Below are 4,065 nucleotides of genomic sequence, written 5' to 3'. Positions count from 1 at the left end.
CAGGAGGACGAGAACGGAATCCTCTTTGTCTGCTTCCCTGTCACAGCCATTGCTACAGTCCTGTCCCGCAGTCCCATGACGGTCAAACGTTCATTGAATGAACTGGAAATCGCCGGACTTATCATGCGGGTGCGTCAGGGCATTGGAGAACCAAACAGGATTTATGTGCTGATACCGGGAGAGGAGGACGCTGCTCTTGCCTGATACCTCAAAGCTGGAAAAGCTCAACCGGGAGCTGGAGAAAAGCGAAAAGAAACTGCGGAAAGACATCAATGATGAAAAGGCATTGCAGCACCAGTTGAAGCAGCTTACCCGAAAGGAACGGACGCACCGGCTCTGTACTCGTGGCGGTATGCTGGAAAGTTCTCTGCAAGAGCCGGAACGCCTGACAGATGATGATGTCATGCTGTTGTTGAAACTCATTTTTCACAGGCAGGACACGCAGGAACTATTGAAAAAACTGCTGGAACGGGAGAAGCCGGAAACCCCTTAGTTTACTAAGGGCGCAATTATACACCACCCAAAGGTTGGTGCATTGCGTTCTCCGAAGGCTCCTCGCCGGAGGGCTGTGATTTTCCGCAGTCATGGTCTGCTCCAAATCATACAGGGGACGCTACGCTTCCCCTGCGCTGGCTGTCGCCAGCTACCCTTTTGTGGACTTGCCGCCCGGAAACACCTTGCGCTGCAAGCTGTTCCCGTCCAGCAAGTTTTATCAGTCGAGCTATCCTTATCTACGGTAATTTAGTATAATAAGGTCAAAAAACAGAACGCTATCATTGTGCAACCGATATGCAACTGATAATTGCTTGATAGTTGGTGGTAGCAACACGGTAATTCAGATAGAATAAAGCCAACAAAGAAAGGAGGTCATCCAAATGTTAGTAAACATCATTATGATTGTAGTCGGAATAGTATTCTCATGTATCTTTGTCGGCTTGCTTATCCTTGTTATTCGTGCATTGCTTAAATATATCCGTACAGAGAAATGAAGCCAACAGCAACATTAGGAGGTGGTCAAATGAAAGTAACCGTATTTATGATAATCGTTGGAATAATTTTCTTATGTATCTTTGTTGGTTTGCTTACCCTTATTGTTCGTGCATTACTCAAATATATCCATTCAAAAGATGTACGGCAGGAAAAATCCGTAGTGAGGAAATCGTTGGGTGAAGCACTCAAAGTACACAGAACACAGTGCAAAATGACGCAGGAATTTGTTGCTGAAACGATTGGTGTTAGCAGGCAGGCTGTTTCAAAATGGGAAAATGGAACATCCGACCCTTCCACATCAAATCTTTTTGCACTTGCAAAACTTTACGGTATTTCTGTTGAAGAATTACTAAAAGAAGTTGAATAATCTTCATGCAGATATTTTATTTCATCATCGGGCCACCCTGACCCGAACTTTCAAAACTGAATACCAGCCGCCCACCGGCGGCACCACCGAGCAGGAAATCTGAAAAGGTCTCCTGCTTTTTTTCTGCCCCAAATGAGGTGGTAAAACGCCACCCCATCCACCAATTACCGAAAGGAGGGACACGAAATGCCCTGTCCACACAACGAAATCTCGATTGTGCAGCGAAGCCAACAGCAGTCTGCGGTTGCCGCCGCTGCCTACCAGAGCGGCGAAAAGCTGTTCTGTGGATACGATCAGGAAGTGAAGCACTACCCGGAAAAGCGTGGTATCGTCCACAATGAAATCTTGCTTCCGGCAAATGCCCCACGGTCGTATGCAGACCGCAATACTTTATGGAACGCCGCCGAAGCGGTGGAGAAGCAATGGAATTCCCAGCTTGCAAGGCGGTGGGTGCTTACCATCCCCAGAGAGATACCGCCCGACCAGTACGCTGTCCTTGTCCGGGAGTTTTGTGAACAGCAGTTTGTTTCCAAAGGCATGATTGTTGACTTTGCCATCCACGACCCCTATCCGCCGGGACACAATCCCCACGCCCATGTCCTGTTGACTATGAGAGCAATGGACGAACATGGGAAATGGCTTCCCAAGAGCAGCAAGGTTTATGACCTTGATGAAAAAGGGGAACGGATAAAGCTGCCATCCGGCAGGTGGAAAAGCCACAAGGAGGATACGGTGGACTGGAACGACCAGGAGTATTGTGAAATCTGGCGGCATGAATGGGAGGTCATCCAGAACCGCTATCTGGAAGCCAATGACCGCCCGGAGCGTGTGGACTTGCGTTCCTATGCCAGACAGGGGCTTGATATTGTCCCCACTGTCCATGAGGGGGCTGCTGTCCGGCAGATGGAAAAGCGTGGTATCCAGACGAATATCGGCAACCTGAACCGGGAAATCAGAGCCGCCAACCGCCTGATGAAGTCTATCCGGCAGCTTATCCAAAACCTCAAAGGCTGGATTACCGAGCTGGGAGAAAAACGGAAAGAGCTGCTTGCACAAAAAGCGGCGGAGGAAGCGACACTTCTTCCCAATCTGCTGATGAAGTACATGGAGATACGAAAGGAAGAACGGAAGGACTGGACGAGGGCTGGACAGAACCGGGGGACTTCACAGGACTTAAAGGCAGTCAGCGAAGCCCTGTCCTATCTCCGGCAAAAGGGGCTTTCCACTGTGGAGGACTTAGAAGCGTTTCTGGAATCTTCCGGGAAATCAGCCGCAGATTACCGCAATCAGATGAAGCCAAAGGAAGCCCGCAGCAAAGTGATTGACGGGATTCTTGCCAGCCGGACAGACTGCAAGGAATGTAAGCCTGTCTATGAGAAGTACCAGAAGATATTTTTCAAGAAAACAAAGGAGAAATTCAAACAGGAACACCCGGAGGTTGCCCGGTATGCGAAAGCCGCCGCCTACCTTGCCAAGCACCCGGACGATAAGGACAGTACCCAAAAGGAGCTGCAAGAGGAGCAGGAAACGCTTCTGGAAGAAATTGCAGCCCTGAAAACACCGCTGACCGAGGTACAGGAGGATTTGAAGAAGCTGCGGGACATTCGCTACTGGGTACGGAAAGCCACCCCCGGCACAGAAGAAAGCAAAGAGCCGCCCAAGAAACAGCCTATCAAAGAAGTCTTGCAGGATAAGGCTGACGAGAAAAAAGCACAAAGAACAGCCCAGGCACAGACGAAACACAGACAACAGGATATGGAACTTTAACAGGCACTTGCCATTTTCAATCAGAGAATGTCAGGTGCTTTTCTTTTTTTCAAGGAGGGATAGATTTGAATGTATTTGAAGTTGTGAAGCAGTCCGTTACAACAAGACAGGCTGCGGAGCATTATGGAATCCATGTAGGTCGGAACGGGATGGCTTGCTGCCCGTTCCATAACGATAAAACCCCAAGCATGAAGCTGGATAGGCGTTACCACTGCTTCGGCTGCGGTGCGGATGGGGATGTGATTGATTTTGCCGCCGCCCTGTATGGGCTGGGAAAGAAAGAAGCCGCCATACAACTGGCACAGGACTTCGGGCTTTCCTATGAGGATTGGAAGCCGCCGGGAAAGGCGAAAAAGCCCAAGCCCCGGCAGAAATCCCAGGAGGAACAGTTTCAGGAAGCAAAGAACCGCTGCTTCCGTATTCTTGCCGATTATCTCCACTTGCTTATGGCATGGAGAACGGACTACGCCCCACACTCCCCGGAGGAAGCCTTTCATCCCCGGTTTGTGGAAGCCTTACAGAAGCAAGCCCATGTGGAATATCAGCTGGATGTGCTGCTGTTCGGGGAAACAGAGGAAAAAGCGGCTTTGATTACGGACTACGGAAAGGATGTGATACAGCTTGAACAGCGAATGGCAGAGCTTGCCGCCACAGACGCAGCAGGAACTAAAAAACACCATGAACGCCATGCAGCCGCCCCAGAGCGTTGAGGAAATCAAGGCGGGGCTGGAAACCACCGAGAAAGGCGGTGTCCGTCAGAGCATACGGAACTGCCTGACCGTATTCCAGCGTGATCCGCTGCTTTCCGGAGCTATCGCATACAACATCCTGACCGACCGCAAGGACATCATAAAGCCCATCGGCTTCCACAGGGAAAGCACCGCCTTAAACGATACGGACATGAAGTATCTGCTTCTCTATCTGGAAGAAACCTACGGGCT

General features: G+C 50.1%; 6 protein-coding genes. All 6 read left to right on the top strand.

Going from position 1 to position 4,065, the window contains the following annotated elements:
- Nucleotides 1-204: DeoR family transcriptional regulator (locus tag DWX26_RS16415; RefSeq protein ID WP_118601780.1), on the top strand; the 204-nt coding region annotated here is incomplete at its 5' end.
- Nucleotides 197-493 carry a DUF3847 domain-containing protein gene (locus DWX26_RS16410; protein ID WP_118601779.1) on the top strand — a complete coding sequence of 99 codons (297 nt, stop codon included), beginning with the start codon at nucleotides 197-199 and terminating at the stop codon, nucleotides 491-493. The genes DWX26_RS16415 and DWX26_RS16410, both read left to right, overlap by 8 nt.
- Before the next feature lie 525 nt (nucleotides 494-1,018).
- A complete protein-coding gene (locus DWX26_RS16405; protein ID WP_003509323.1) occupies nucleotides 1,019-1,357 on the top strand; it encodes a helix-turn-helix domain-containing protein in 339 nt (112 codons plus the stop codon).
- Nucleotides 1,358-1,543: 186 nt separating this feature from the next.
- Nucleotides 1,544-3,124 carry a MobQ family relaxase gene (gene mobQ / locus DWX26_RS16400; protein ID WP_118601778.1) on the top strand — a complete coding sequence of 527 codons (1,581 nt, stop codon included), beginning with the start codon at nucleotides 1,544-1,546 and terminating at the stop codon, nucleotides 3,122-3,124.
- A gap of 65 nt (nucleotides 3,125-3,189) precedes the next feature.
- Entirely contained in the window at nucleotides 3,190-3,834 is a 645-nt protein-coding gene (locus DWX26_RS16395) for a CHC2 zinc finger domain-containing protein (protein ID WP_117554922.1), read from the top strand.
- Nucleotides 3,803-4,065 (top strand): hypothetical protein (locus tag DWX26_RS16390; protein ID WP_118601777.1); only part of this gene is annotated, 263 nt, incomplete at its 3' end. The genes DWX26_RS16395 and DWX26_RS16390, both read left to right, overlap by 32 nt.

The sequence above is a fragment of the Blautia sp. AF19-1 genome, from assembly GCF_003479155.1.
GTDB classification, from domain to species: domain Bacteria; phylum Bacillota; class Clostridia; order Lachnospirales; family Lachnospiraceae; genus Fusicatenibacter; species Fusicatenibacter saccharivorans.
The sequence above is the reverse complement of the archived record's forward strand: the minus strand, read 5'-3'. Positions and strand labels throughout refer to the sequence as shown.